The sequence below is a fragment of the Streptomyces sp. NPDC001980 genome, assembly GCF_040296885.1.
Classification (GTDB): domain Bacteria; phylum Actinomycetota; class Actinomycetes; order Streptomycetales; family Streptomycetaceae; genus Streptomyces.
This window is the reverse complement of sequence record NZ_JBEOYD010000001.1, coordinates 353,257-378,988: the sequence shown is the minus strand read 5'-3', so window position 1 is coordinate 378,988 and position 25,732 is coordinate 353,257. Positions and strand designations below refer to the sequence as shown.

At 70.3% G+C, this 25,732-nt stretch carries 24 protein-coding genes, 3 tRNA genes and 1 pseudogene (1 of these 28 cut by a window edge); 11 read left to right on the top strand and 17 right to left on the bottom strand.

All coding sequences use genetic code 11. The features are described from left to right. From ABT137_RS01720 to ABT137_RS01710, 3 genes are all read right to left on the bottom strand, one after another. Positions 1 to 17, bottom strand: a tRNA-Asn gene (locus tag ABT137_RS01720) (it extends 156 nt beyond the left edge of the window). A 5-nt stretch (positions 18 to 22) separates the two neighbouring features. Then, positions 23 to 95 (bottom strand) — tRNA-Asn (locus ABT137_RS01715). A gap of 5 nt (positions 96 to 100) precedes the next feature. Further along, positions 101 to 173 (bottom strand) — tRNA-Asn (locus ABT137_RS01710). A gap of 134 nt (positions 174 to 307) precedes the next feature. Here ABT137_RS01710 and ABT137_RS01705 point away from each other — a divergent pair. From ABT137_RS01705 to ABT137_RS01690, 4 genes are all read left to right on the top strand, one after another. Beyond that, the gene (locus ABT137_RS01705) at positions 308 to 613 is read left to right on the top strand and encodes a YtxH domain-containing protein (protein WP_351700720.1); all 306 of its coding nucleotides are present in this window, start codon (positions 308 to 310) and stop codon (positions 611 to 613) included. Positions 614 to 762: 149 nt separating this feature from the next. Continuing rightward, positions 763 to 2,217 carry an FGGY family carbohydrate kinase gene (locus ABT137_RS01700; protein WP_351700717.1) on the top strand — a complete coding sequence of 485 codons (1,455 nt, stop codon included), beginning with the start codon at positions 763 to 765 and terminating at the stop codon, positions 2,215 to 2,217. 164 nt (positions 2,218 to 2,381) lie between these two features. Next, the gene (locus ABT137_RS01695; protein WP_351700714.1) at positions 2,382 to 4,115 is read left to right on the top strand and encodes an ABC transporter ATP-binding protein; all 1,734 of its coding nucleotides are present in this window, start codon (positions 2,382 to 2,384) and stop codon (positions 4,113 to 4,115) included. After that, on the top strand, positions 4,115 to 6,043 hold the full coding sequence (locus ABT137_RS01690) for an ABC transporter ATP-binding protein (RefSeq protein ID WP_351700712.1): 1,929 nt from the start codon (positions 4,115 to 4,117) through the stop codon (positions 6,041 to 6,043). The genes ABT137_RS01695 and ABT137_RS01690 overlap by 1 nt, the downstream gene beginning before the upstream one ends. 90 nt (positions 6,044 to 6,133) lie before the next feature. On the opposite strand, the gene ABT137_RS01685 is transcribed toward ABT137_RS01690, so the two are convergent. From ABT137_RS01685 to ABT137_RS01665, 5 genes are all read right to left on the bottom strand, one after another. Then, positions 6,134 to 7,435, bottom strand: a complete 1,302-nt coding sequence (locus ABT137_RS01685) for an RNA polymerase sigma factor (RefSeq protein ID WP_351700710.1) — start codon at positions 7,433 to 7,435, stop codon at positions 6,134 to 6,136. 103 nt (positions 7,436 to 7,538) lie between these two features. Next, a complete protein-coding gene (gene dnaG, locus ABT137_RS01680; RefSeq protein ID WP_351700708.1) occupies positions 7,539 to 9,458 on the bottom strand; it encodes a DNA primase in 1,920 nt (639 codons plus the stop codon). Positions 9,459 to 9,561: 103 nt separating this feature from the next. Further along, the gene (locus ABT137_RS01675; RefSeq protein ID WP_351700706.1) at positions 9,562 to 10,824 is read right to left on the bottom strand and encodes an NAD(P)/FAD-dependent oxidoreductase; all 1,263 of its coding nucleotides are present in this window, start codon (positions 10,822 to 10,824) and stop codon (positions 9,562 to 9,564) included. Between the two features lie 158 nt (positions 10,825 to 10,982). Beyond that, positions 10,983 to 12,263, bottom strand: a complete 1,281-nt coding sequence (locus ABT137_RS01670; RefSeq protein WP_351700704.1) for a deoxyguanosinetriphosphate triphosphohydrolase — start codon at positions 12,261 to 12,263, stop codon at positions 10,983 to 10,985. A gap of 209 nt (positions 12,264 to 12,472) precedes the next feature. Further along, positions 12,473 to 13,207 carry a sirohydrochlorin chelatase gene (locus tag ABT137_RS01665; protein WP_351700702.1) on the bottom strand — a complete coding sequence of 245 codons (735 nt, stop codon included), beginning with the start codon at positions 13,205 to 13,207 and terminating at the stop codon, positions 12,473 to 12,475. Between the two features lie 190 nt (positions 13,208 to 13,397). On the opposite strand from ABT137_RS01665, the gene ABT137_RS01660 reads away from it, so the two are divergent. Continuing rightward, entirely contained in the window at positions 13,398 to 14,078 is a 681-nt protein-coding gene (locus ABT137_RS01660) for a SanA/YdcF family protein (protein WP_351700700.1), read from the top strand. Between the two features lie 149 nt (positions 14,079 to 14,227). Here ABT137_RS01660 and ABT137_RS01655 read toward each other — a convergent pair whose 3' ends face one another. Together ABT137_RS01655 and ABT137_RS01650 are read right to left on the bottom strand one after the other, a co-directional pair. Then, positions 14,228 to 15,538 carry an AMP-binding protein gene (locus tag ABT137_RS01655; RefSeq protein ID WP_351700697.1) on the bottom strand — a complete coding sequence of 437 codons (1,311 nt, stop codon included), beginning with the start codon at positions 15,536 to 15,538 and terminating at the stop codon, positions 14,228 to 14,230. A 642-nt stretch (positions 15,539 to 16,180) separates the two neighbouring features. Further along, positions 16,181 to 16,615, bottom strand: a complete 435-nt coding sequence (locus ABT137_RS01650) for a gamma-glutamylcyclotransferase family protein (protein ID WP_351700694.1) — start codon at positions 16,613 to 16,615, stop codon at positions 16,181 to 16,183. A gap of 139 nt (positions 16,616 to 16,754) precedes the next feature. On the opposite strand from ABT137_RS01650, the gene ABT137_RS01645 reads away from it, so the two are divergent. After that, the gene (locus tag ABT137_RS01645) at positions 16,755 to 18,398 is read left to right on the top strand and encodes a M4 family metallopeptidase (RefSeq protein WP_351700691.1); all 1,644 of its coding nucleotides are present in this window, start codon (positions 16,755 to 16,757) and stop codon (positions 18,396 to 18,398) included. Between the two features lie 260 nt (positions 18,399 to 18,658). Continuing rightward, entirely contained in the window at positions 18,659 to 19,321 is a 663-nt protein-coding gene (locus tag ABT137_RS01640; RefSeq protein ID WP_351700688.1) for a YceI family protein, read from the top strand. 28 nt (positions 19,322 to 19,349) lie between these two features. Here the strand turns inward: ABT137_RS01640 and ABT137_RS01635 are convergent, their stop codons facing one another. From ABT137_RS01635 to ABT137_RS01625, 3 genes and pseudogenes are all read right to left on the bottom strand, one after another. Further along, positions 19,350 to 19,592, bottom strand: a complete 243-nt coding sequence (locus ABT137_RS01635) for a hypothetical protein (protein WP_351700685.1) — start codon at positions 19,590 to 19,592, stop codon at positions 19,350 to 19,352. Continuing rightward, a complete protein-coding gene (locus ABT137_RS01630; RefSeq protein WP_351701128.1) occupies positions 19,589 to 19,837 on the bottom strand; it encodes a hypothetical protein in 249 nt (82 codons plus the stop codon). The genes ABT137_RS01635 and ABT137_RS01630 overlap by 4 nt, the downstream gene beginning before the upstream one ends. 93 nt (positions 19,838 to 19,930) lie before the next feature. Further along, positions 19,931 to 20,320, bottom strand: a pseudogene (locus tag ABT137_RS01625) (ATP-binding protein); the annotation flags it as partial. A 193-nt stretch (positions 20,321 to 20,513) separates the two neighbouring features. On the opposite strand from ABT137_RS01625, the gene ABT137_RS01620 reads away from it, so the two are divergent. Both ABT137_RS01620 and ABT137_RS01615 read left to right on the top strand, forming a co-directional pair. Beyond that, complete coding sequence (locus ABT137_RS01620; RefSeq protein WP_351700682.1) at positions 20,514 to 21,401, top strand: helix-turn-helix domain-containing protein; 888 nt, start codon at positions 20,514 to 20,516, stop codon at positions 21,399 to 21,401. A gap of 3 nt (positions 21,402 to 21,404) precedes the next feature. Beyond that, on the top strand, positions 21,405 to 21,590 hold the full coding sequence (locus ABT137_RS01615; protein WP_351700679.1) for a DUF397 domain-containing protein: 186 nt from the start codon (positions 21,405 to 21,407) through the stop codon (positions 21,588 to 21,590). 36 nt (positions 21,591 to 21,626) lie between these two features. Here the strand turns inward: ABT137_RS01615 and ABT137_RS01610 are convergent, their stop codons facing one another. The 4 genes from ABT137_RS01610 to ABT137_RS01595 form a co-directional block, all read right to left on the bottom strand. Continuing rightward, positions 21,627 to 22,070 (bottom strand): SCO4402 family protein, encoded by a 444-nt coding sequence (locus ABT137_RS01610; protein ID WP_502984451.1) that lies wholly within the window; start codon positions 22,068 to 22,070, stop codon positions 21,627 to 21,629. After that, complete coding sequence (locus ABT137_RS01605) at positions 22,000 to 22,383, bottom strand: hypothetical protein (protein ID WP_351700673.1); 384 nt, start codon at positions 22,381 to 22,383, stop codon at positions 22,000 to 22,002. The genes ABT137_RS01610 and ABT137_RS01605 overlap by 71 nt, the downstream gene beginning before the upstream one ends. 345 nt (positions 22,384 to 22,728) lie before the next feature. Next, a complete protein-coding gene (locus tag ABT137_RS01600; protein WP_351700670.1) occupies positions 22,729 to 23,181 on the bottom strand; it encodes a hypothetical protein in 453 nt (150 codons plus the stop codon). After that, positions 23,150 to 23,590, bottom strand: coding sequence for a hypothetical protein (locus tag ABT137_RS01595; RefSeq protein WP_351700667.1), 441 nt, complete (start codon positions 23,588 to 23,590; stop codon positions 23,150 to 23,152). The genes ABT137_RS01600 and ABT137_RS01595 overlap by 32 nt, the downstream gene beginning before the upstream one ends. A 741-nt stretch (positions 23,591 to 24,331) precedes the next feature. Here ABT137_RS01595 and ABT137_RS01590 point away from each other — a divergent pair. Together ABT137_RS01590 and ABT137_RS01585 are read left to right on the top strand one after the other, a co-directional pair. Next, positions 24,332 to 24,856 (top strand): GVDTG sorting domain-containing protein, encoded by a 525-nt coding sequence (locus ABT137_RS01590; RefSeq protein ID WP_351700664.1) that lies wholly within the window; start codon positions 24,332 to 24,334, stop codon positions 24,854 to 24,856. Between the two features lie 167 nt (positions 24,857 to 25,023). Beyond that, complete coding sequence (locus tag ABT137_RS01585; protein ID WP_351700661.1) at positions 25,024 to 25,647, top strand: class F sortase; 624 nt, start codon at positions 25,024 to 25,026, stop codon at positions 25,645 to 25,647. The last annotated feature ends 85 nt before the right edge of the window (positions 25,648 to 25,732 follow it).

Here is a 25,732-nt window from a genome sequence, read left to right as displayed (position 1 = left end):
AATTGAGCTACGGAGGACCGAGCTCCCCCGACTGGACTCGAACCAGTAACCTGCCGGTTAACAGCCGGCTGCTCTGCCAATTGAGCTACGGAGGACCGAGCTCCCCCGACTGGACTCGAACCAGTAACCTGCCGGTTAACAGCCGGCTGCTCTGCCAATTGAGCTACGGAGGAATGCCTCGTTGCATCGAACGTACCTACCTGGGTATTCGCCAGGGGGCGCCCGCTCGCTGCGACACATACATTAGCGCAAGCAGGGGGGTGCTCCGCCAATCGGTTCTCCCCCACGTCGGAAGGGTGGCACCGCCATGCGCTACAAGCTCACGTTCGTCGTCGGGCTCGCTCTCGGTTACGTGCTCGGCACGCGGGCCGGACGAGAGCGCTACGAACAGCTGAAGAAGTCCGCCCGCCAGGTCGCCCAGAACCCGGCGGTCCGCAACACCGCGGAGACCGCCGCCCAGCAGGGCCGCGTCTACGCCGGCCGGGCCTTCCACACGGTGAGCGAGAAGGTCGGCGACCGCATGCCCGACTCGGTGGCAGCCCGGGTCCGGTCCCTGCGCGAACGCAACACGAACGGCGCAGCAGCGGACGACTGGGGCACCAGCAACACCTAGGTTCACTTTTCAACGCGGCCGGCCGCCCTTCCCCAGGGGCGCGCGGAACTGCGCGAACGGCCCCCACGCACCCGCACCCGACGGCCGGCCCTCACCCCAACGGCGCCCGTCGGCCGAACCACAGCGGCGCGTGCGGCAGAATTTCGGGCATGGGGATAGTCGCCGGGTTGGACAGCTCACCGGATTTCACTCGCATCGTGGTCTGCGACACGGACACGGGTGCGGTGCTCCGCCAGGGATACGCACCGCACCCGGTCGACACGCCGGACGGCGCGGCGCGCCCCAGTGACGTCGACCCGCAGGCCTGGCTGCTCTCCCTCGGCGAGGCCGCCGGCGGCGGGCTCCTGGAGGGCGTGCAGGCCATCGGCGTGTCGGCGCAGCAGAACGCGCTGGTGCCGCTGGACGCGCAGGGCAACACCGTCCGCCCCGCGATGGTCGGCGGTGACAAGCGTGCCCAGGTCGCGGCCGCCGATCTCCTCGACGCGCTGGGCGGGCGGGAGGCCTGGGCGCAGGCGGTGGGGTGCGTGCCGCAGGCCGCGCAGCCCGTCACCAAGCTGCGCTGGCTGGCCAGGACCGAGCCGGAGAACGCCCGGCGGACCGCCGTACTGCTGCAGGCCCACGACTGGCTGGTGTGGCAGCTGCTCGGGCGGCCGGTCCGGCGGACCACCGATCGTGGCGGGGCCTCCGGGACCGGGTACTGGTCGGCCGCCACCGGCGGTTACCGGCCCGACCTCGTCGAACTCGCCCTGGGCCATCAGGCGATGCTGCCCGACGTGATCGGGCCCTCCGACGCGGCCGGCACCACCCCGGAGGGACTGCTGATCTCCGCGGGGACCGGCGAGACCATGGCCGCCGCGTTCGGGCTGGGGCTCGGATTCGGGGACGCCGTGGTGTCGCTCGGCGCCTCCGGGTCGGTGATGGCCGTGCACACCGAGGCGCTCGCCGACAGCTCCGGGATGATCACCTCGCTCGCCGACGCCACCGGCATGCACCTGCCGGTCGTCACCACGCTCAACGCCGTACGGGCCCTGCGCGGCACCGCCGAGCTGCTCGGGCTGACCGATCTGGAGGCCCTCTCCGACCTGGCGATGAAGTCGACGCCCGGCTCGCACGGGCTGGTCATGCTGCCGTACCTGGAGGGCGAGCGGACGCCGAACCTGCCGCACACCGCCGGGACGCTGGCCGGGCTGCGCCGGGAGTCCATGAAGGCCGAGCACCTGGCGCGGGCCGCCTTCGAGGGCATGCTGTGCGGGCTGGCCGACGCGCTGGACGTGCTGCGCGGCCGGGGTGTGGAGGTACGGCGGATCTTCCTGCTGGGGCAGGCCGCCGAGCTGCCGGCCGTACAGGCGGCGGCGCCGATGCTGTTCGGCGCGCAGGTCGTCGTACCGCAGCCGGCGGACTACGCGGCGATCGGGGCCGCGCGGCAGGCGGCCTGGGCGCTCGGGGTCTCGCAGGGGACGCTGGACCCGCGTACGCCGCCCGTGTGGCAGGGCGCGGCGGCGCAGGTGCTGGAGCCCGGGGACGAACTGGCCGTCGGGCAGGCGGTGCGGCAGCAGTTCGTCTCGGTGCGGGAGCAGACCCATCCGGGGGCGTTCCGGGCGTAAACCCCGCGAAGCGTACGGCCGTGTACGTCCCCGTGCGTCCGCTGTCGGGTTAATCGGTTGAGGTAACGCGGGTGGAGTGTCGGACGATAGGGGCCTAGGGCAAACACCCCGCCCTTCGGGCAAGCGACCTCGCCCACCCCACCGCCGACTCCGAGAGACGTAGCGTGCTCATACGACTTCTGCGGACCTATCTCAGGCCCTACAGGAAACCCATCTCCATCCTGGTGCTGCTGCAGTTCCTGCAGACCTGCGCCACTCTCTACCTGCCCACGCTCAACGCGCACATCATCGACAACGGCGTCGTGAAGGGTGACACGGATTACATCCTGTCCTTCGGCGCCCTGATGATCGGCATCTCGCTCGCTCAGGTGGTGTGCAACGTCGGTGCCGTCTACTACGGCGCCAGGACCGCGTCCGCGCTCGGCCGGGACGTGCGTGCCGCCGTCTTCGACCGGGTGCAGTCCTTCTCCGCACGTGAGGTGGGTCACTTCGGGGCGCCCTCGCTCATCACCCGTACGACCAACGACGTACAGCAGGTCCAGATGCTGGTCCTGATGGCGTTCACCCTGATGGCGTCGGCGCCCATCATGTGTGTCGGCGGCATCGTGCTCGCCCTCGGCCTGGACGTTCCGCTGTCCGGGGTGCTGGTCGCCGTCGTACCCGTGCTCGGCATCTCGGTGACCCTGATCGTGCGGCGGCTGCGCCCGCTGTTCCGCTCCATGCAGGTGCGGCTCGACACGGTGAACCGGGTGCTGCGCGAGCAGATCACCGGCAACCGGGTGATCCGCGCGTTCGTGCGCGACGAGTACGAGCAGGGCCGGTTCGGCAGGTCCAACAAGGACCTGACCGAGATGCAGCTGGCCACCGGCAACATGCTGGCGCTGATGTTCCCGATCGTCATGACGACGGTGAACGTGTCGTCCATCGCCGTGGTCTGGTTCGGTGCTCATCGCATCGACAGCGGCCAGATGGCCATCGGCGACCTGACGGCCTTCCTCGCCTACCTCATGCAGATCGTGATGTCCGTGATGATGGCCACCTTCATGTTCATGATGGTGCCGCGCGCCGAGGTCTGCGCCGAGCGCATCGAGGAGGTCCTGGACACCGAGTCCAGCGTCGTCCCGCCGCTCGCGCCGGTCACCGAGCTGCGCCGGCACGGCCATCTGGAGATCCGGGGCGCCGGGTTCCGCTATCCGGGCGCCGAGGAGCCGGTGCTCAAGGCCGTCGACCTGGTCGCCCGGCCCGGCGAGGTGACCGCCGTGATCGGTTCCACCGGCAGCGGCAAGTCCACCCTGCTCGGGCTGGTCGCGCGCCTCTTCGACGCCACGGACGGCCAGGTCCTCGTCGACGGCGAGGACGTCTCGGGCCTCGACCCGAAGCTGCTCGCGCAGACGGTCGGCATGGTCCCGCAGAAGCCGTACCTGTTCGCGGGCACCGTGGCGACCAACCTCCGCTACGGCAATCCGGACGCCACCGACGAGGAGCTGTGGCAGGCGCTGGAGGTGGCGCAGGCCAAGGGCTTCGTCGGCAAGCTGGAGGGCGGGCTGAACGCGCCCATCGCCCAGGGCGGTACGAACGTGTCCGGCGGCCAGCGGCAGCGCCTCGCCATCGCCCGGACGCTCGTCCAGCGCCCGGAGATCTACCTCTTCGACGACTCCTTCTCCGCCCTCGACTACGCGACCGACGCCGCCCTGCGCGCCGCGCTCGCCCAGGAGACGGCCGAGGCGACCGTCGTCATCGTCGCCCAGCGGGTGGCGACCATCAGAGACGCCGACCGGATCGTCGTCCTCGACGAGGGGCGCGTCGTCGGCACCGGCCGCCACCACGAACTCATGGCCGGCAACGAGACCTACCGGGAGATCGTGCTCTCCCAGCTGACGGAAGCGGAGGCCGCCTGATGGCCGGGCCCATGGGACGCATGATGGCCGGGGGCGGCCCCGACCAGCGGTCGATGGACTTCAAGAACTCGGGCAAACGGCTCCTCGCCCGGTTCAAACCCGAACAGCTCACGATCTACCTGCTGCTGTTCTGCGTGGTCGCGAGCGTCACCCTCAACGTGATCGGCCCCAAGATCCTCGGGCGGGCCACCGACCTGGTCTTCGCCGGCGTCATCGGCAAGCAGATGCCCGCCGGGACCACCAAGGACCAGGTCCTGCAGGGCATGCACGAGCGCGGCCAGGACACCGTCGCCGACATGCTCAGGAGCACCGACTTCACGCCGGGCAAGGGCATCGACTTCGGCCAGGTCGGCGACGTCCTGCTGTTCGCGCTCTGCACGTACCTCGTCGCCGGCCTGCTGATGGCGGTGGCGACCCGGCTGGTCAACCGGTCCGTCAACCGCACGATGTACCGGCTGCGCGAGGACGTCCAGGCGAAGCTGTCCCGCCTGCCGCTCTCCTACTTCGACAAGCGGCAGCGCGGCGAGGTGCTCTCCCGCGCCACCAACGACATCGACAACATCGGCCAGACGCTCCAGCAGTCGATGGGCCAGCTCATCAACTCGCTGCTCACCATCATCGGCGTGCTCGCGGTGATGTTCTGGGTGTCCTGGATCCTGGCGCTGGTGGCCCTGGTCACCGTGCCGCTGTCCTTCCTGGTCGCCACCCGCATCGGCAAGCGCTCGCAGCCGCACTTCGTGCAGCAGTGGCGCTCGACCGGCAAGCTGAACGCCCACGTCGAGGAGATGTACACCGGGCACACCCTGGTCAAGGTGTTCGGCCGGCAGCAGGAGTCGGCGCAGCAGTTCGCCGAGCAGAACGACGCGCTGTACGAGGCCGGGTTCAAGGCGCAGTTCAACAGCGGTGTGATGCAGCCGCTGATGATGTTCGTGTCGAACCTGAACTACGTGCTGGTCGCGGTGGTGGGTGGCCTGCGGGTCGCGTCGGGCGCGCTCTCCATCGGTGACGTCCAGGCCTTCATCCAGTACTCCCGGCAGTTCTCGATGCCGCTGACCCAGGTCGCCTCCATGGCCAACCTGGTGCAGTCCGGTGTCGCCTCCGCCGAACGGATCTTCGAACTCCTCGACGCGGAGGAGCAGAAGGCGGACCCGGTCCCGGGCGAGCGCCCCGCCGAGCTGCGCGGCCGGGTCGCCCTGGAGCACGTCTCCTTCCGCTACGACCCGGAGAAGCCGCTGATCGAGGACCTCTCGCTCACGGTGGAACCGGGCCACACGGTCGCGATCGTCGGGCCGACCGGCGCCGGCAAGACGACGCTCGTGAACCTGCTGATGCGGTTCTACGACGTCTCCGGCGGCCGGATCACCCTCGACGGCGTCGACATCACCCACATGTCCCGGGACGAACTGCGCGCCAGGATCGGCATGGTGCTCCAGGACACCTGGCTGTTCGGCGGCTCCATCGCGGAGAACATCGCGTACGGCGCCTCGCGCGAGGTCACCCGCGGCGAGATCGAGGAGGCGGCACGGGCGGCCCACGCCGACCGGTTCGTGCGGACCCTGCCCGACGGCTACGACACGGTCATCGACGACGAGGGCACGGGCGTCAGCGCCGGTGAGAAGCAGCTCATCACCATCGCGCGCGCCTTCCTGTCCGACCCGACGATCCTCGTCCTCGACGAGGCGACGTCGTCGGTCGACACCCGTACCGAGGTGCTGATCCAGAAGGCGATGGCCAAACTGGCGGACGGCCGGACGTCGTTCGTGATCGCGCACCGGCTGTCGACGATCCGGGACGCGGACACCATCCTCGTGATGGAGAACGGCTCGATCGTGGAACAGGGCGCGCACGCCGAGCTGCTGGCCGCGGACGGGGCGTATGCGCGGCTGTACAAGGCGCAGTTCGCGCAGGCGGTGGCCGAGGTGGACTGAGCGGGTGCGGTGCGCTGTGGGCGCGGGCGGGTGGTTTCACTCGCCCGCGCTTGCGGGGTGCCGCCCGCGCCCACGCACCCGCACCCGGCGTCAGTCCAGATAGCCCCTCAGCTGGTCCGCGAAGGCGTGGTCCCGCAGCTTGTTGAGCGTCTTCGACTCGATCTGCCGGATCCGCTCCCGCGTCACCCCGAAGATCCGCCCTATCTCCTCCAGCGTCCGGGGGCGCCCGTCGGCCAGCCCGTACCGCAGCTGGACGACCTTCCGCTCCCGCTCCCCGAGCGTCGACAGCACCGCCTCCAGGTGCTCCCGCAGCAGCAGGAACGCCGCCGACTCGACCGGGCTCGCCGCGTCGCCGTCCTCGATGAGGTCGCCGAGGGCGACGTCGTCCTCCTCGCCCACCGGGGCGTGCAGGGACACCGGCTCCTGCGCCAGCCGCAGCACCTCCCCCACCCGCTCCGGCGCCAGATCCAGGTGCGCGGCGACCTCGTCCGGCGTCGGCTCGTAGCCCCGCTCCTGGAGCATCCGGCGCTGGACGCGGACGACACGGTTGATCAGCTCCACCACGTGCACGGGGACGCGGATGGTGCGGGCCTGGTCGGCCAGGGCGCGGGACATGGCCTGGCGGATCCACCAGGTCGCGTACGTCGAGAACTTGTAGCCGCGGGCGTAGTCGAACTTCTCGACGGCGCGGATCAGTCCGAGGTTTCCCTCCTGCACCAGGTCGAGCATGGTCAGGCCGCGGCCGACGTACCGCTTCGCGACCGACACCACCAGCCGCAGGTTCGCCTCGATGAGGCGGCGCTTGGCCATGCGGCCCATGACGACCAGCCGGTCGAGGTCCAGTGCCAGTTCGCTGTCGAGGTCGGGGGTGCTGCCCAGCTTCTCCTCGGCGAACAGGCCGGCCTCCACCCGGCGGGCGAGTTCGACCTCCTCGGCGGCGGTGAGCAGCGGGATGCGGCCGATCTCGCGCAGGTACTGGCGGAACAGGTCCGAGGAGGGACTGCCGGTGTCGGCGCGGGCGGCGACCGGCGGCTCGGCGGGCTCGGTCTCGGGCTCCGTGTCGGGGGCGTCGGCCGCGAGCTCCTCCGGGGGCGGGCCGTCCGGTTCGGTCTCGGGGTGCAGCGCGGCCCGGCTCTGCGGCGGCACGCCGGCATGGCCGCCGGTATCGGCGTCCGGCTCGTCCGTCAGCGTGCTGCTGCTGTCCGTCTGGGTCAGGGTCTGGGTCTGCACGGGGGCGACCTCCAGGATGATCGCTGCCAGCGGGTACGGCAGCGGTACTTCGGGAGCGGAGACGACGGCCTCGCCGCTGTCCGTCCCGTACGCGATGAGTGGAACGGCGGGGGTCTGGGACCCGTCCGGGACGGGCCGGCCGCGCTCCGAGGACTCAGGCACCGCCCCCAGTGTGGGGTAAGACACATCGCCGCCACGAGGGGCGTGCGGTGACTTTTTGCGTCCGGTCCGTGACCGCGCGGTTATCCTGCCGGCCGGCCGGGGCTCAGAGAGCGGCCGGTCCCTGCTCGCGCAGCGCCTGCCCGTACTGCTGGAGCACCCACAACTCGTTCTGCACGGAGGCGAGTTGGGCCGGGTCACCGCCGCTGCCGAGGCGGGTGAGGGTGATCTGGATCTCGTGGATACGGCGGTCGACGGCGCGGCGGCGGACGGTCACGAGTTGCTCGCCCGCGTAGTTCTCGTCGACCGTGCGGCGCATGATCGCCTCGACGGCGAGCTCGGTGACCATCGCGCGGACCCCGTCGTCGGCGGCCGCGTCGCGGACCCGGACCAGGTACTCCTGCGGGTCCTGCACGCCGTACTCGGCGCCGCCCGCCTCCATGATCGTCTGGCGTACGGCCGCGTAGGGCTCGGCGGTGAACTCGTCGATGCCGTACGCGTCGAAGGCCGGGGAGACCAGCTCGGGGCGCTGCAGGGCGAGCTTCAGCAGCTCGCGCTCGGTGGCGAAGACGGCGTTGCGGAGGTTGAGGGCGGGACCGGAGACGGCCGGGCGGGCCGCACCGGTGCCGTACGACGGCTGCTGCGGGCCGCGCGCCGGGCCGCCGGCCCCCCTGCCACCGCCGCCGCCCTTCTCGCGGGCCCACCGGGCCAGCTGGGCCACCCGCTTCACCACGAACTGGGTGTCGAGGATGCCGAGCATGCCGGCGAGCTGGACGGCGACCTCGTGCTGGGCGCCGCTGTTCTTGATCCGGGCGACGACCGGCGCCGCCTCGTCCAGCGCGGCCGCGCGGCCCGCCGGGGTGTCCAGGTCGTAGCGGGCCACGATCTGGCGGAGCGCGAACTCGAAGAGCGGGGTACGGGGTTCGGTCAGGTCGGCGACCGCGTCGTCGCCCTTGGCCAGGCGCAGCTCGCAGGGGTCCATGCCGTCGGGGGCGATGGCGATGTACGTCTCGGCGGCGAACTTCTGGTCGTCCTCGAAGGCGCGCAGGGCCGCCTTCTGCCCGGCCGCGTCGCCGTCGAAGGTGAAGATCACACGGGCCGATCCGTTGTCCATCAGCAGGCGCCGCAGGATCTTGATGTGGTCGCCGCCGAAGGCCGTACCGCAGGTGGCGATCGCGGTCGTCACCCCGGCCAGGTGGCAGGCCATGACGTCCGTGTAGCCCTCGACCACGACCGCGCGGCTGGCCTTCGCGATGTGCTGCTTGGCGAGGTCGATGCCGTACAGGACCTGGGACTTCTTGTAGATCGCGGTGTCGGGCGTGTTGAGGTACTTGGGCCCGTTGTCCGCCTCGTAGAGCTTGCGGGCGCCGAAGCCGACGACCTCGCCGCCGATGTCCCGGATGGGCCACATCAGGCGGCCGCGGAAGCGGTCGATGGGCCCGCGCCGCCCTTCCTGCGACAGGCCGGACGACAGCAGCTCCTTGTCGGTGAAGCCCTGTCCGCGCAGGTAGCGGGTGAGGTGGTCCCAGCCCTGCGGGCTGTAGCCGACGCCGAAGTGCACGGCGGCGGCCTGGTCGAAGCCGCGCTCGGCGAGGAAGACCCGGCCGGTCTCGGCCTCGGGGCTGGTCGCGAGCTGCTCCGCGTACCAGACGGCGGCGATCTTGTGCGCCTCGACCAGACGGATGCGCTCACCGCGCTGGTGGGACGGGTTGTACCCGCCCTCCTCGTAGCGCAGGGTGATGCCGGCGCGGGCGGCCAGCCGCTCGACCGCCTCCGAGAAGGAGAGGTGGTCGACCTTCATCACGAAGGTGAGGGTGTCGCCGCCCTCCTGGCAGCCGAAGCAGTGGAAGAGTCCCTTGCTCGGGCTGACCTGGAAGGACGGCGACTTCTCGTCGTGGAACGGGCACAGGCCCTTGAGGTTCCCGCCGCCCGCGTTGCGCAGCTGGAGGTACTCGGACACGACGGCGTCGATCGGGACCGCGTCCCGTACCGCCTTCACGTCCTCGTCATTGATCCGTCCTGCCACGGGTGAATTCTACGGTCACGGAAGCGCCCCAAAGGGGCGCGGGGAACTGCGCGAGCAACCACGCACCACCCGCACCCGCGGGACGGCAGATCCCCGCAGCCCCTTAGGCGAGCGACTCCAACGGCACATGCGGATCCGCCAACGCATCCGTGTCCACCACCGCCCGCGAAGTGATCAGCTTCTGGATCGGCTCTGTGACATCCCACACGTTCACGTTCATCCCGGCCAGCACCCGCCCCTCCTTCACCCAGAAGGCGATGAACTCCCGCTTCCCCGCGTCCCCCCGGATCACCACCTGGTCGTACGACCCGGGCGGCGCCCACCCGCTGTACTCCATGCCCAGGTCGTACTGGTCGGTGAAGAAGTAGGGCACCCGGTCGTACGTGAGGTCCTGCCCCAGCATCGAGCGGGCCGCCGCCGGGCCGCCGTTCAGAGCGTTGGCCCAGTGCTCCACGCGCAGCCTCGTGTCGAACAGGGCGTGCGGGAAGGCGGCCACGTCGCCGGCGGCGTAGATGTCCGGGTCGGACGTCCGCAGCCGTTCGTCGACGACGATGCCCCCGCCCTGCGCCCGGTCGGCCAGCTCAAGCCCGGCCGCCTCGGCCAGCCCGACCCGCGGCGCCGCGCCGATCGCCGCGAGGACGTCGTGCGCCGGGTGCTCCTCGCCGTCGTCGGTGCGCGCGGCCAGCACCATGCCGTCCTGGCCGACGATCTCCGTGAGCCGTACCCCGAAGCGGAACCGGACCCCGTGCTCCTCGTGCAGCTGGGCGAAGACGTTGCCCAGTTCGGGCCCGAGCACGCGGTGCAGCGGGGTCTGCCCGTGCTCGATGACGGTGACCTCCGCGCCGTAGGTCCGGGCCGCCGCCGCGACCTCCAGGCCGATCCAGCCGGCGCCCGCGATGACGAGGTGCCCGTTGTCCCGGCCGAGCGCGGCGAGGACGCCCTTGAGGCGCTCGGCGTGCGCGAGGCGCCGCAGATGGTGGACGCCGGCCAGGTCGGTGCCGGGGATGTCGAGGCGGCGCGGCTCCGCTCCGGTGGCGAGCAGCAGCTTGTCGTAGCGGACCAGCGTGCCGTCGTCGCCGAACCGGACGGTCTTGGCGGCGCGGTCGATGCGGTCCACGGTCTGGCCGAGGTGCAGTTCGATGTCGTGCTGCGCGTACCAGGCGGGCTCGTGCACGAAGACGCTGTCGCGTTCCGCCTTGCCGAGCAGGTATCCCTTGGAGAGCGGCGGCCGCTCGTACGGGTGGTCGCGTTCGTCGCAGATCAGTATCACCCGGCCGGTGAAGCCCTCGGCTCGGAGCGTCTCGGCCGCCTTCGCACCGGCGAGTCCGCCTCCGACGATGACGAATGTCTGGTCCGCGTCGACCACTTGATGCCTCCTCGTAAGGGTGCCGCCACATATGCCGCCCACATGCGCCGCACTGTGAGCCTCCCGCACGCAGCGTGATGCGGGAAGAGGGAATGACCCCCACTGACGCGATCTTGCCCCGATCAGGCCAGAGGGAGTCGCAGAGAGTCACAAAGTGTTCACATACGTCCCGTCAGTCGCGCGTGCAGGGAGCGCGCGGAGGCGTCGGTGAGCGACGCGATCTGATCGACGATCACGCGCTTGCGGGCGTGGTCGTCGCCGGCCGCGTCGAACAGCGCCCGGAACTGCGGGTCGAGCCCGTCGGGCGCACGGGCGGTGAGCGCCTCGGCGAGTTCGGCGACGACGACCCGCTGGTCGGCACGGAGCCGCTCCTGCTCGGCGCGCTGCATGACGTACCGGTGGGCGATGGCCTTGAGCACCGCGCACTCCATCCGGGCCTCGCGCGGTACGACGAGCTCCGCACCGTACCGGGTGAGCCGGCCGCCGCCGTACGCCTCGCGGGTGGCGCCCTCCGCGGCCAGGCAGAACCGGCCGATCAGCTGGCTGGTGGTGTCCTTGAGGCGGGCCTGGGCGACCGCGCTGCCGTCGTAGCCGTGCGGCCACCACTCCTCGTCCTGGAGCCGGTCGAGGGCGGCGGCGAGTTCGGCGGGGTCGGTGGCGGCGGGCACGTACAGGCCGACGGCGACGGCGAACACCTCCCGCCGTTCCGGCTCCGCGTGCAGGCAGTTGGGGTCGATGTGACCGGCGTGCAGGCCGTCCTCGACGTCGTGCACGGAGTAGGCGACGTCGTCCGACCAGTCCATGACCTGGGCCTCGAAGCAGGTGCGGGTGCCGGGGGCCTCCTTGCGGACCCAGTCGAAGACCGGCCGGTCGTCCTCGTACACACCGAACTTGCGGGACGCCGGGGAGGTGGGGTGCGCGCCGCGCGGCCACGGGTACTTGGTGGCCGCGTCCAGGGCGGCGCGGGTGAGGTTGAGGCCGACGGAGCCCTCGGGGGTGAACCGCTTGGGCTCGATGCGGGTGAGGAGCCGCAGGGACTGGGCGTTGCCCTCGAAGCCGCCGCAGTCGTCCGCGAACTCGTTCAGCGCCTGCTCGCCGTTGTGGCCGAAGGGCGGGTGGCCGAGGTCGTGGGAGAGGCAGGCGGCCTCCACGAGGTCGGGGTCGCAGCCGAGGGCCGCGCCCAGCTCCCGGCCGACCTGGGCGCATTCGAGGGAGTGGGTGAGGCGGGTGCGGGGGCTGGCGTCCCACGCCTGGGCGGAGGTGCCGGGGGTGACGACCTGGGTCTTGCCGGCGAGCCTTCTGAGGGCGGCGGAGTGGAGGATGCGGGCGCGGTCGCGCTGGAAGGCGGTACGGCCGGGGCGTTTGTCGGGTTCGGGGGCCCAGCGGTCGACTGACGTCGGGTCGTAGGCCGACGAGGGTGCGGGTGCGGGGGCTGCCATGGTTCGACAGTACGGGGCGGTAGTGACAAATGGGTGTTTGGTGGGCCTACTCGTCTGCCGGGTCGGGTTGCGTGTGCGGGTGCGGGTGCGTGGGGGCTTGTCGCGCAGTTCCCCGCGCCCCTTTTTGGTCGGCGCAGTGGACCCACCTTCTTGGGGGCGCGGGGAACTGCGCGATCAACCACAACGCACCCGCAGCGATCCACGCACCCCTAGGCGGCTGCAGTCACCGGCGTTCCCAGTGCCTGCTCGTATCGGTGCAGGATCAGCTCGGCCATCGCGTCGTGGGCTCCCAGGGGGGCCGACGCGATCCACGGGGCGTGGGCCGCGCACTCGGTGGCGAAGCGGCCCGGGGCCGTGAAGTAGGAGGCGACGGCGATGTGACGGCGGCCCCTGGCCCGTAGGGCGGTGATCGCGTCCGGGACCGTCGGGGTGGCCGCCGAGGCGTAGGCCGGGAGGACCGGGACGCCGAGGCGGGTCGCGAGCAGGTCGGCCATGCGGTTGGTGTCGACCCTGGCGTCGGGGTCTCGGGAGCCGGCCGCCGCCAGCACCACGGCGCTCGCGGGCCTCGGGCGCCAGCCCGCCTCCAGCAGGCGGGCGTGCAGGGTGTCGGCGAGGAGGGGGTGCGGGCCCAGCGGGGCGGCGACCCGGGTCCGGGCGCCGGCTTCGGCCGCCGTCTCCGGGATGTCCCGCTTGACGTGGTAGCCGCGGCCGAGGAGGAGCGGGACGAGGACGGCCTCGGTGTCCCCGAGGGCGGCGAGGGTGTCGGGGAGCAGCGGTTCGTTCAGTTCGATGTGACCGAGGTGCACGGGCAGGCCGGGGCGCAGGGCGCGTACCCGGTCCATGAGCGCCCGCACGGTGCTGAGCGCGCGCGGGTCACGGCTGCCGTGGGCCACCAGGACCAGGGCGGGCGGGCCGGGGCGCGGGGAGAGGTCGGTCACCGTCATGCGAAGATCCTCGCCGGGCGAGGTTGCACGCCCGTTGCCTGGCCGTCACGAGTCTTTTCGGGCGCTTCACGGTACGGACCCGCACGCTGTGAGCGAACCGGAACGTCCCGCGCTGCGTCCTCCATGATCGGGGCCCACGGGGAGAACCCGCGGGAAGAACCCGCAGGGAGAACAAGGGGGGTACGCGCGTATGAGGATCCGCCGACCGCGGCTGCCGCGGACCCGCACCGGCCGGCGGCGCCTGGTGCAGGGCGTGATGGCCGCGTGCGTGCTGGCGCTGCTGCCCGCCACCTGGCTGTACGTCTCGACGGCCGGCCGGCTGCACACGGTGGCGGACGTGCCGCGCGCCGACGTCGCGGTCGTCTTCGGCGCGGGCCTGTGGGACGGCGAACCCTCGCCGTACCTCGCCAACCGCCTGAACGCGGCGGCGACGCTGTACAAGGAGGGCCGTATCAAGGTCGTCCTCGTCACCGGCGACAACAGCCGGAAGGACTACGACGAGCCGGACGCCATGCGCACCTACCTGACCGGGCACGGCGTCCCCGCCAAGCGCATCGTCAGCGACTACGCCGGTTTCGACACGTGGGACTCCTGCGTCCGCGCGAAGAAGATCTTCGGCGTGGACCGGGCCGTGCTGATCAGCCAGGGGTTCCACATCCGGCGGGCGGTGGCGCTGTGCGAGGCCGCGGGGGTGACGTCGTACGGGGTCGGCGTCGACGCCAAGCACGACGCGACCTGGTACTACGGGGGGACGCGGGAGGTCTTCGCGGCGGGGAAGGCGGCCCTCGACGTGCTCTTCGAGCCGAACCCCCGGTTCCTGGGCAAGAAGGAACCAGGGGTGGCCGAGGCCCTGGCCGCGGCGCCGCACTGAGCGGGACCGTCGCAGTCCGCTGCGGGCCGGGGGAGGAACTGCGCGACCAGCCACGACGGCGCCGCAGTCGGCAGACGGCAGACGGCAGACGGCAGACGGCACATCGCGGCACTTCCAGCGGAGTGCTCAGGAGCGCCGCGCCGTCGTCCTCATCGGGTGACCGTCACCGTGGCCGCCGTGCGTTCCCCGGCGAGCCGCAGCAGTGGCCGCTTGTCGGGCGGGCCGAGGCGGTCGGCGGGGCGGCCGAGGTGTTCGAGGTCGCCGTCGGGGGTCCAGCGGCCGAGGTCGCCGGTACGGAACATGGCGTGTCCCGCGCCGAGGAACGGGTCGGGCGCGTACCGCTCGGCGTTCAGGGCGTCGTCGCCGAGGTAGCCGGCCGAGACCGAGTCGCCGCCCGCCCACACCTCGCCGGTCTCGCCGACGGGCAGCGCACGGCGGTCGGCGCCGAGGACGTACACCGTGTTGTTGGGGAGGGCGCGGCCGGCGACCGGCCGCCCGGCGACCGGGGTGTGGCGGCCCATGGTGGTGACGAGGGTCGCCTCGGCCGGGCCGCGGCAGTGGAAGAAGGCGGTCCGGCGGGACCAGCGGTCGGCGAGCGGGCGCGGGCAGGGTTCCCCGGTGACGGCGACCGTGCGCAGGTGCGGGCAGTCGGCGGGGTCGATGCCGGACAGCAAGGCCGGAGTGGCGATCAGGACGGTCGCGGTGCGGGCCGTGGCGTCGGTGTCCTTGCCGCGGATGGCCAGGGTGGCGCCGTGGGTGAGGCAGCCGAGGATCTCCCAGGCGGCCGGTCCGGAGGCGATGCCGAGGAGTTGGGCGACCCGGTCGCCGGGGCGGATGCCGAGCCCGCCGGGTTCGGTGAGCAGCAGGTTGGCGATGTTGCGGTGGGTGAGCGTCACGCCGTGGGCGCGGCGGCCCGCGGTGCCGGGGACGAAGAGGACGCAGCAGCCGTCGTCGGGGTGCGGCGGCAGCAGCGGCCCAGGGCCGGGATCGTACGGCGCCGGGTCGTCGAGGGCGATCAGCCGGTGGCCGCCGGGGAGCGGGACACGCGGGACGTGTTCCTTCTGGGTGAGGATCACCCGGGTGCGGGCGGTGCGGATGACGTGGGCGAGCTCGGCCGGGGGCGTGCGGCCGATGTCCTGGGGGACGTAGGCGGCGCCCGCCTTGAGGACGGCGAACAGGCCGACCAGCATCGGGATGGAGCGCCGGGCGAACAGGCCGACGTGGTCGCCGGGACGGACGCCCTCGCGGACCAGCCGGGCGGCGAGGGCACCGGCGTAGCGGTCGAGCTCGCCGTAGGTGAGGGTCGCGCCGTGGTGCTCGGCGGCGACGGCGTGGGGGTGCGCGATGGCGTGCCGTTCGATGGCACGGTGGACGAGCGGTTCGTGGACGGGTACGTCGGCGCCGCGGCCGTACTGCCAGAAGAGGTGCTGGTCGCGGGGGGTGAGGTGACGCAGAGGCATGGCTCGGAGACCTCCTGGCTGGCTCTTTCGAGTGGGGGGAGGCCGAGTCCGGGAGCGGCGGGGGCCCGGTCAGGGCGGGGGTCGAGCGCCGTGCGGGTCTTACGGGGTGTGACGGGGTCTGCGGGGTTCGCGGAGTGCTACGGGGTGCTGCCGGTCGTGGGGTCCGGCGCGGTCTTGCGGGGTCCTGCAGGGTCCTGCAGGGTCCTGCAAGGGTCCTGCAGGGTCCTGCGGGGCGGCGGTGGCAGACAACGACTTTAGTCGGGTCCCTTGAAGTCTCAACGGGGTGGGACCGGCCAGCAGGGGTGGGGAATGAGCCACGTACGCGGGTTCCGCACCACGGGGGCGGCGGCGGACGAGGCGCCCGTCAGCCCCATCAGCCCCGTCGGCCCCGCTCGAGCCCGGTGACGCCGGCCACCGGCCCGGTATCGGTTCTCACGATGGCTGGGATACCGCGGGGAGTTGACCGTTTCGGCCGTGCAACACGGGTCCGTCACGGGGCGTAACACGCCGGAGGCACGCTGGTCGACACGGAGACCGCCTCGACGCCCACCCACCGCCCGTACCGCGCCCCGCGGTTCGGGTTGGCCCTGTCGCCCCTGCCAACCGGGAGGGCGTCGAGGTCTCCGCGGGGGCACCCCTCGGTCAGCCGTGGCCCAGCCAGTCGCCGCCGTCGATGCGCCGCCCGGCGGTGCGCAGTCTCCCGGCCACGACGGGCCCGGCGACGTACACCCAGGCCCGGACGGCGGCCCCGTCCCGCAGCCGTACGACGTCCCGCGCGACGCGTACGTACAGGCTCGCCGGGTCCTGCGGCACGCACTCCTCCAACGCGTCGAGTTCCAGGAGGAGCCGGTCGTACGACTCGGGGCACGCGATGACGAGTTCGCCGCGCACCGCCACCGGCCCGGGCTCCTCGACGGCGTAGGGATAGCCGGGCCCGTCGTAGAGCACCGCGCCGTCGAGGCGGCCGGGTTCCTCGGTCTCCGTCCGCCCCCGCAGGTACGCGTCGTGGTTGACCTCGCCGGGGCGGAGCGTGCCGTAGACGAAGAACGGGAGGTGGCGGTGGTTCCGGGTGGTCACAGGAAGGATTCTGCACCCCCTCCACCTCCACACACATCTCCATGGAGGCGCTATGGACATGACATGTCATGGCCTCTTAAATCTCTGACGTCATCAGCGCCACCCCCCACGCCTTCGAGGCGCATCTCCAAGGAGACCGATGAGCCGGACACGGAACACCCGAGCCTCCCGTCTCGCCACGGCCGGCGTCGCCGTCACCACCGCGACCCTGCTGGCCGCCGCACTCTCCCCCGCCGCCCACGCCGACGCGAGACCGACCCGGGCCACCGCGATCGCGAACGCGGCACAGGCACTCGTCCAGCACGCCACCACCCTCGGCCTCACGTCCGCCGAGGGCACCTCGGTCCGTGACGTGATCGTGGACAAGAACGGTACCCAGCACGTCCGTTACGACCGCACGTACCACCGACTCCCGGTCCTGGGCGGCGACTTCGTCGTCCACCTGAAGTCGGACGGCGCGTACCGCAGCGCCGACCGGGCGACCCGGAGCCGGATATCCCTGGCGTCGATCGTCCCGGACGTCTCCGCCCCGAAGGCCGCCGACCTCGCGGTGAACGCGCTGCGGGCGGCCAACCTCGGCGACGCGCTGAAGCAGGTGCAGGCCAAGCCGCAGCTGGTCGTCGACGCCCTGCACGGCTCCCCGAAGCTGGCCTGGCGCACCAACGCCGTCGGCAAGGACTCGCTCGGCAACCCGGTCGCCCGCACGGTGCTGACGGACGCCCGCACCGGCGCCCAGATCGACGCCTGGGACAGCATCGAGACGGCGACCGGCGACGGCAAGTCGCTGTACAGCGGCACGGTCCCGCTGGAGACGACGCAGTCCGGGTCGGCGTACAGCCTCACGGACCCGACGCGCGGCAACACGTACACGGGTGACGCGGCGAACAAGACCGACCTGTGCATCTTCGGCATCTGCATCAGCCGGGCGCCGTCGACGGTGTTCACGGACGCCGACAACCACTGGGGCACGGGCGCCACTGCCGACCGCTCCTCGGCCGCGGTCGACGCCCAGTACGGCACCAACGAGACCTGGGACTACTACAAGAACGTCCACGGCCGCAACGGCATCGCCGGCGACGGCAAGGGCTCGTACAACCGCGTCCACTACGGCAGCAGCTACAACAACGCCTTCTGGGACGACAGTTGCTTCTGCATGACGTACGGCGACGGTGACGGGACGACCTTCGGTCCGCTGGTGGCCCTCGACGTGGCCGGCCACGAGATGACCCACGGGGTGACCTCCAAGACGGCCGCGCTGACGTACTCGGGCGAGTCCGGCGGCCTGAACGAGGCGACCTCGGACATTCTCGGCACGCTGGTGGAGTGGTACGCGAACAACTCCTCCGACCCCGGTGACTACCTGATCGGCGAGAAGATCGTCCGCTCCGGCTTCGGGAAGGCGGCGCTGCGGTTCATGGACCAGCCGTCGAAGGACGGGAGTTCGGCGGACTACTGGAGTTCGTCGGTGGGGAACCTGGACGTCCACTACTCCTCCGGCGTCGCGAACCACTTCGCGTACCTGCTGGCGGAGGGCAGCGGCGCGAAGACCATCAACGGCGTGAGCTACAACTCCCCGACGTACAACGGCTCGACGGTCACCGGCATCGGCCGCGACAAGCTCGGCGCGATCTGGTATCGCGCGCTGACGGTCTACATGACGTCCTCGACGAACTACGCGGGCGCCCGCACGGCGACCCTCAACGCGGCGAAGGACCTCTACGGCAACGGGAGCACGGAGTACAACGCGGTGGCGGCGGCGTGGAGCGCGGTGAACGTGAACTGAGCGGCGGCGCACGCGCATGAGTACGGCCGCCCCGGTGTCCCGGCGAACGAACCGGGGCGGCCGTCACATACACCCCAGACAACTGGGAATAGCGAAATTCAAGGAATCGCGGAATTCAGGAATACCGAGCACAACGCTTCTCCCTGAGTGGATCCCATGGCGATGATGTGCAGTTTCGGTGACGGTATACGGAATTCCCGAACTCCCTTGTCCGGGCGACCACTTGCGACAATTCCCCGAGTGGACTAACTAGATAAATCATGAACTTGTTCAGCCGCCCCCACACGTCCCGCCGCACCCCCACGGTCCCCCCACGCCCGACGGCGGCGCCGGCCTCCCCCACCTCGGCCCCCGTCCTCCTGGACCCCGCCCTCGCCGCCCTCACCGGCGAGTGGGTCATCGACCCGGCCCACAGCAGAATCGGTTTCTCGGTCCGGCACGCGATGGTGACGACGGTCCGCGGGGCCTTCACCGAGTACAAGAGCCGCCTCTACTTCGACGGCCGCGACCCGTCCCGCTCCCAGGCGGAGATCATCCTGTCCACCGGCAGCGTCGACACCGGCGTGGAACAACGGGACGCCCATCTGGTCGGGCGCGACTTCCTCGACTCCGCGACCTATCCGCGGATGCGTTTCCAGAGCACGGCGGTACGCCTGAAAGCACCGGACGTCTATGTCATGACCGGCGACCTGGCCATCAAGGACACGACGCGCCCGGTGGACCTGGAACTCACCTACATAGGCAACGTCACGGACCCCTTCGGCTACCAGCGCGTCGGCTTCGACGGCACCACCACCATCAACCGCATGGACTGGGGGCTGGCGTACAACTCCCGCCTGGCGGAGGGCGGGGCGATGGTGAGCGAGACGGTGCGACTGCAGTTCGACATCGCGGCGATCCGGATGGTGCCGGAAGGGGGCTGAGGCCACGGGCCGCCACCCTGGAGCCGTTTCAGAGAGAGGAAATCAGCCTGACCACCGTCACGGTCAGGACGGATCCGGAGACGTAGTAGAGCACGATGACTCCCAGCACCGTAGCCTCGCGGCGGTCACGCTCGCCTCTGACTGCGGTCGACCCGTGTCCATAAGGATCTCGTCCGATGGTTGCCGCCATCGCGTCTTTGAACGCAGGGGCGTCGCCCATCTTGGCCAGGGTGTCGTCGGCAGGCGGGGCGTAGGTGATGCGGTAGATCAAGCGACGCCCCGCCTCTCGGCCTCGTCCGCTGCCAGGCGCGTGAGCAGCGCCTCCGCCTCCGGGTCGGGAACGGCTTCGAGCATCCAGTGCCGCATGACCGCGTGGATGTCCTCCACACCGGCCTCGTTGATGGCCCGGTCGAACTCCTCGCGCCGCCCCTCGGTGAGAGCCGCGCGGATGTCGGGGATGCTGTTCGGAACCTCGACCTCGACGCCGTTGACGAAGGTCTTCAACGGTTCGGCCATGGTCGTCCTCCTCAAGAGCGGGGGTGCGCTGCCGCCACCGTAATCGGCGAGCACGGCCGGCCGTACGACATCGAGCTCGCACCACACGACCTTGCCGACGGTGAGCTCGTCGACGCCCCACCGATCAGCGATGCCGCCCACGATGAGCAATCCGCGGCCGAACATCTCGTCCCGCGACGGATCACGCGGGCTTGGCAGCAGCTCTCCCTTCGGGTCGGAGACGGAGACCCGTAAGGCACGTTCGGTGAGGGCGATCTCGACACGGAAGAGCCGGTCACGGAGACAGCCGTGCAGTACGGCGTTGCCGGCCAGCTCGGAGACGAACAGGGCCGTGTCGGCGGCCAGTTCAGGGTGACCCCAGCCGGTGACGAGGCGGTGCGCCCGGCGGCGGGCGAGGGTAACGCTTCCGGGGAGGGGGGTGTAGTCGAGGCGGTCGTAGCGTAGAGGGGGTTCGGGCTCGGCGGACTTCTTCGGGGCGACCATGTCGCTCACCTCCGGGCGGGGATGGGCAGCGCCGAGTGACACTCGGTATCGGCCTGCGATCAGTACGTCACCGAAGGTAGTGAGAGAACCGCCCTTCGATCAAGTTCTTCCCGGTAGATATCCACCGATCGTGTTTGCCAGCCCGAACGTGAGACAGCAGACTGGCCGCGCACAGCACTCAGGGAGCAGCCAGGTGGCAGCAAGTCAGGCAAAGCAGGGAAACAGCACATCGAGCGTGCTCGGACGGCGGCTCGGCGCCGAACTCCTCGATCTCCGCACCGCGGCAGGCTGTACCCAGCCCCAGGCCGCCCAGGCTCTCTCCGCTTCAACGGCCAAGGTCGCCAAGATGGAGGGCGGCTGGGTGCCCGTACGCGACCCGGACATCCGGGCGTTGTGCGACCTGTACGACGTCCATGACCCCGCCATTGTCGGCGGGCTCCTGGAACTGGCCAGGATCGACCGCGAGCGCCGTAAGGCGAGCGGTTGGTGGGACGACTACACCATTCCGGGCGTCCTGCAGGAGTACGTGGCACTGGAGAGTGCCGCGACAGCCGTCAAGACGTGGCAGCCCGCGTTCGTGCCCGGGCTGCTCCAAACTGCGGATTACGTGCGCGCGCTGAGGGCGAGTCCAGGTGCTGCGGCGACCAAGGGCCCCGAACCGGACGAGGAGTTCATCGCCGCACGGGTCGCTCGTAGATGCCGGCTGACCGACGATCGTCCACTGTCCCTGCAAGCCGTGATCTATGAAGCGGTACTGCACAACTTCCCAGGAGATCCGTCGACGGGCAGAGCCCAACTCGAAGAGCTCATGATGATGGCGGACCTACCCAGCGTCGAACTCCGGATCTTCCCGTTCGGCGCGGGTACACACCCTGGCCTCAACGGCTCGTTCAACATCCTCTCGTTCGCCGCCCCCGGCGCGATGGACGTCGTCTACCTGGACGCCCATTTCACCCAGCACTGGGTGGAGGGAGGAGAAGCCGCAGCCGCTTACGATGAACTGTTCGAGAAGATCGCCGAACACGCCCTGGACGAGCGGGAGTCGGCGTCCTTCCTCCACAAGCTGCGCAAGGAGCTGTGAACCGTGCCGGGATTCGAGTATCGCAAGTCCAGCTACAGCGACGAAAAGGCAGAGTGCGTCGAGATAGCCACGAACATCCCAACGAGAGTGGCCATACGAGACTCCAAGCGCCCCACGGGCCCCTCCCTCCGGCTCCTTTCAGCAACGTGGACGACGTTCCAGGCGGCCCTCCGAGAAGGCGCGCTGTAGCTCCGACGCTTGGCTGGTTCCGCCTGAGCCGACGACTCAGCCAGCCTCCATCATGATCCAATAAGCCACCGCGGCCGACTCAACCACCGCACCCCACAACGGCGACGCGACATATTCCACGTCCGACCTACCAGTTCCCTCCCACCTCAGCAGCTCATCAAGGGCCACGCCCACCCCTGCCAGCGCTTCAGCCTCGTACCGCGAGGCCAGAACCGTGCCCAGGGACGCGACCGGGTCGTCCAGCACCAGGGTGTCGTCGTACAGGATGTTGAGATTCATCGCGAAGTCGTCGAAGTAGCTCTCCTCGGGATAGATCCGCCCGATCCATACGCGCTCTTGATGAGTCTTGTCGGACAGCGCCCTGACAGCGGACAGGACGTTGCGCCTCATCTCCGGGAATCGCACCGTGTCAGCCGAAGATGAGCTCAACGTCGTTCTCCACACAAAACTGCAGGACGACCACCAACTGAAGAATGTCATCAATGTGCCGCTGGAGAAGCGGATCGGCACCGTCCCTGTCCAAGCCATCGGCAATCTCCCTCAGACGCGGGAGCATCACGGCACATTCGACGGCCGTCAAATCGGGACCGTCGTCATCGGGATGGTTGAGAAGCGGCGCAAGCGAGGTGGAGACATCGCTCCACTCTCGCAACCCGCCGAAGCCTCGCATGTCATCGAGAGCAAACCCTTCGGCACGCGCCAGCCAACCCCGGAACACGCCGAATCCGGTGTAGGACCAGGAGACGTCCGGGCTGGAGACGTCCCCGTCCCCTGGAAACAGAACGAGCCCCACAGCGTCCTCCCTGATCCATCGCCTGCACAGGATCGGCCTCGTCGTGCGGAGGTGGCAACCGAAATTGTTCGGTTGCCTTCCGCACTTCGTTTGCTGCGACGGGAGTTGACTGCTCGGCGCCGCCGGACAGGAACCCGCTACAGGCGGCTGACACGCGGCCGACAGGCCTGATGCGCCTGGCACACCTGCACCGCGGCCACACCTTCGCCCAGCTCGTGCTCGGCTTCGGAATCGGGCCGGACCTCCGCCCGACCGTCCCTACTTGCAAAGACCAGCCGTTCGGCTGTCAGCCCACCGCAGTGCGAACACCACACCTGCGAGCCCCTCGGCCACTCGCTGCCCGACTCAACTCCACCCCGATGCCGCTCGGAACCTCCGTACCGCCGCTACATCAACGCGCCATTCCGAGATGTTATGTCCGTCCTCGTCGACGACCTCCCGGGGACCGACTGAGAACCAAGGCCTTTCCGGATCAAAATCCTGATCCAGATCACCGAGAATGATCAGGGAATTCTGTACAAAAATGTCGCCGTGGACCCGGTAGAGCGGCCAGCAGAGCACGAAATTTGCCGCCCTGGGGTCCGTAATGGAGGAGACCAGACAGGAAGTAGTCAAGTCCGCCTCGTCCACTCGACGCAGTGCGCTCGCCCAGCTCTTCTCGTAGTGCTCCGGATCCCAGAACGTCAGGTCCATGTGAAAGGTCTCGGTAAAGTCTGCGACGATAATCCTGCCCACGCCTGCCGACACCAACTCGATCGCGAAACTCTCATGGCTTGAGGTAGTTGAGATCCGGGTCATACGCCACTTCCTTGTCGAGAATGCGGCATCCACTCCGCTCGATAAGCCATTCCACCGCCCGAATGGGAGAGTCTTCTTCCGCTTCCGCGATCAAGATCTTGAGAGTGTCATCAGTTGGCGAATTTTCAACATTCGACAACCCCCACTCCCGATTCGACCCATCAAACCAATAAGTCCATTGCATGAGCTCCCAGCCCCGTGATGACACCATACGACTCTGCTCCGCAACTCCAGCACTTCGCCACTTCGCCAGCCACTCCAGCTTCGCTTGCCTCGAAATCTCCGGAGAAAAATTATCCAGCAGCCATGGCGGCAACAAAGATGACCAGTATTCGCGATTTTGATCCGCTGGCGATTTCGACACCATGAGAATATCGATTACTTCCGTCAGTCTGGCTCGACTGCTCACATCTCCGGATACATTTATAATGAGCAATTGATTCCACCCAGGTCCGATCGAGCCGTCACCCCATTGCGCACGAGTGTCGCATCTATGTCACACCAGACGCCGCAGTCGCCCTTGGCCCGCTGGGGCGAAGTGGCCCGCACGGAAACAGGTCAGGGCGTCGGACGGCCGTCACGGCGACGGCGGCGGAATGGCGGGTCCGCGACGGGACGGGTGACGACATCCCGGCGGCGATGCCGCTCGCAAGGAGGGATTCGAGCATCGCGCGATGCGACGGAGATGCCGGCCTGCCGGACCGTGTCCGCCGTGCCGATCCCGCGCTCACCAGGTCCGCCGGGATCGCGCCCACGAACGAGGGTCCTCGCCGTCCACGACCATTTTGCCGACGCGTACAGGCAGAGCAAGGCATGACGCGGGGCCGGGGGCGCGCCCGGAGGTGTAGTTCCGGCACTGCTCGAGGTGGTCCCGGATCGCCCGGCGCTGCCGCTGCCAGGGGCACAGGGGGCCGCCGCAACCGGGGGGTCACCCGTTCACTCCCCCCGGCACCCGCCGTTCGTGTGTTCTTCATACCGACGCTCACGCAACCCCGTTGACCTGCCCGAATCCGTCCTCAACGGACGTCTCGGACCCCCGCCGTGACACCCGTTCATCCCAAAACTGACGGTGTCTCAGGGAGCGGGGCCGGGCGGTTGGCTTTTACCTCGGTAGAGCAAGGGAGTGGACGACCTCGACCGAGGGAGCACCATGCGACGCACCGCCCGTCTGGTGACCGGGACCGCGCTGGCCGTGGCCACGGCCGGACTCGCCGTCGCGCCGGCGTACGGCGGCGGCACCGGCAGCCTCGACGTGTACCCGTCGACCGCGGCGGCGGGCGGTCAGGTCACCGTGAACACGGCGGCCTGCGGCGAGAAGGGAACGGCGGTCGGGGACGCCAGTTCCGTCGGCGCCGGCACGTTCACCCTTGCGCCGAGCACGCACGAAGGCGAGGCGATCGGGCAGTTCCAGGTGCCGCCGAGCGCGCAACCGGGGACGTACGAGATCGTCGCGAAGTGCGCCGAGGGGAACCGGCAGGTGACCGGGGACCTGGTGGTGGCACTGACGCCGGCCGCGGGGCAGCAGGTGCAGCCCCACGGCAGTGTGAAGACGGGGGTCGGTGGCGCCTTCGGCTCCGACCCCGTGCAGACCGCGGCCGGTGTGGCGGCTCTGGCCGTCGCCGCCGCGGGCGGTACCTGGCTCCTGCATCGCCGGGCGAGAGGCGATGTGATCTGACGGACACCCTCCGCTGTCCGTCCGCCGGTACCGCACATCCCACCCCCTCCGGGTCCGACGCCCCTCGCGGCCCGGAGGGGGAGGGGGTCACGTTCGTCAGAGGCTCTCACCGCCGCTGGCGTCGCGCCCCCTCGTTAGAAGCTCTGACCTCTGGGAGAGGGGTTCACATGCGCAGGATCGGGGACACCGCGATAGCCGCCGTGACCGTCATAGCCCTCGGCTCCGGCGTATGGCTGCTGGGCCCCGGCATCGGACCGCACGACGCGCCGCCCCAGCCGTCCGCCGCCGAGGGCCGCCCCGATCCCGGCGAGGAACGCCTCGAAGCCCCCGCGCTGCCGCCCTCCCCGCCCACCCGCATCCGCATCCCCGCCATCCGCGTGAACGCCCCCCTCATGGGCCTCGCCCTCACCCCCTCGGGCAGCCTCGACGTCCCGCCCGCCGGGCAGAAGAACCTCGCCGGCTGGTACGAGGCCGGCACCACCCCCGGCGAGACCGGCACCGCGATCGTCGCCGGGCACGTCGACAACACCGAGGGCCCCGCCGTCTTCTACGACCTCGGCGCCCTCAGGCGCGGCGCGGCCATCGAGGTGGACCGGCAGGACCGGAGCGTCGCCGTGTTCAGCGTCGACGCGGTGGAGGTCTACCAGGCCCGCGACTTCCCCGACGAGAAGGTGTACGGCGCCGCGGAACGCCCCGAGCTCCGGGTCATCACCTGCGGCGGCGGCTACTCGCGCACGACCGGATACCAGGGGAACGTCGTCGTCTTCGCCCACCTCACCGGCAGCCGCTGACCGACTCACGGTCCGGGGGCCGGGGGCCGGGGGCCGGGGGCCGCAGTCCGCGGTCCGGGGGCCGCAGTCCGGGGGCTGGGGGACC